Here is a 1,006-nt window from a genome sequence, read left to right as displayed (position 1 = left end):
ACTCAGCAAACGCGAAATCCTCCGTTGTCTCAAACGATTCATCGCACGAGAAGTCTTCGCCGCCCTACCCCGACCAGGCACCAAGCAATCGCTCACCGCAGCAGCTTGACAAACATAGGAGCATCGAACGCTTCCACCGCACCCTGGCCGACGAGTGGGCCTACGCGCGGCTCTACCGCAGCGATGTTGAACGATGCGCAGCCTTCACCACCTGGCTCCACACCTACAATCACCACCGCGGCCACACCGCACTCGCAGGCCACCCGCCCGCTGGCCGCGTTACTAACCTCTCAGGTCAGTACAACTAGCCGACACCGGCTACGGATGAAGATCGTTTCTACTCTCTGATTCCACAGCGGTCGAGGACGTCAGCGAGATTCGGCTCGGTTGTGCTGGGGTCTGAGCTGGCCGATTCAGGTCCGGTTGCGGCGCTCTCACGCTGACCGATCACCAGAGCAATCCCCGCCCGGGCACTGGATTGTCACGGGAGCGATCCGCGGCGGCTGACTGTGCGAACTCCTGCAACACATAGTTGACCGTTCCGATATCCCACGTATGTCGATATCCATACCTCAGGAGTACTCAATGCAGGGCACTGTGAAATGGTTCGATGCCACCAAGCGCTTCGGCTTCATCGCCGCCGCCGACGGCAGCGCTGATCTACTCGTCGAAAGCGAGCACATCCTCGACCACTACCGAAATTCGATCAGCGAAGGCTGCCAGGTCGATTTCGAGGTGTTCGTCAGCATGAAAGGTCCACAGGCACACAAGGTGCGCCCCACCCAGATGCGATTCCAGACGCCGCGGGCAACCACCGGGGACATCGCACGGTGTGCGTAGGGTGACGGTCCGGTGCAGACATACTGTTTCCAGGTGACAGTCGCTCACTAGGGCACCATCCCTTCTGCAACCCGAACAGATAGGGTTGTTATCTCTCGGTTCCGGTGGGTGCATGGCCATGGTCGCGAGCCATTTGATGGCCACGATGAGTACTGCCAGCCCCACC

Annotated in this window: 1 protein-coding gene and 1 pseudogene; both read left to right on the top strand. The window is 60.0% G+C overall.

Annotation, left to right across the window (positions count from 1 at the left end; all coding sequences use genetic code 11):
* A partial coding sequence (locus ACLMAL_RS39635) for an integrase core domain-containing protein (protein WP_412003772.1) occupies positions 1 to 308 on the top strand: 308 nt, incomplete at its 5' end.
* 277 nt (positions 309 to 585) lie between these two features.
* Positions 586 to 777, top strand: a pseudogene (locus ACLMAL_RS39630) (cold shock domain-containing protein); the annotation flags it as partial.
* Positions 778 to 1,006: the final 229 nt, after the last annotated feature.

It is taken from the genome of Nocardia sp. CWNU-33, assembly GCF_046764895.1.
Taxonomy (GTDB): domain Bacteria; phylum Actinomycetota; class Actinomycetes; order Mycobacteriales; family Mycobacteriaceae; genus Nocardia.
Note: the sequence above shows the minus strand (reverse complement) of the source record. Positions and strands in the feature narration are given on the sequence as shown.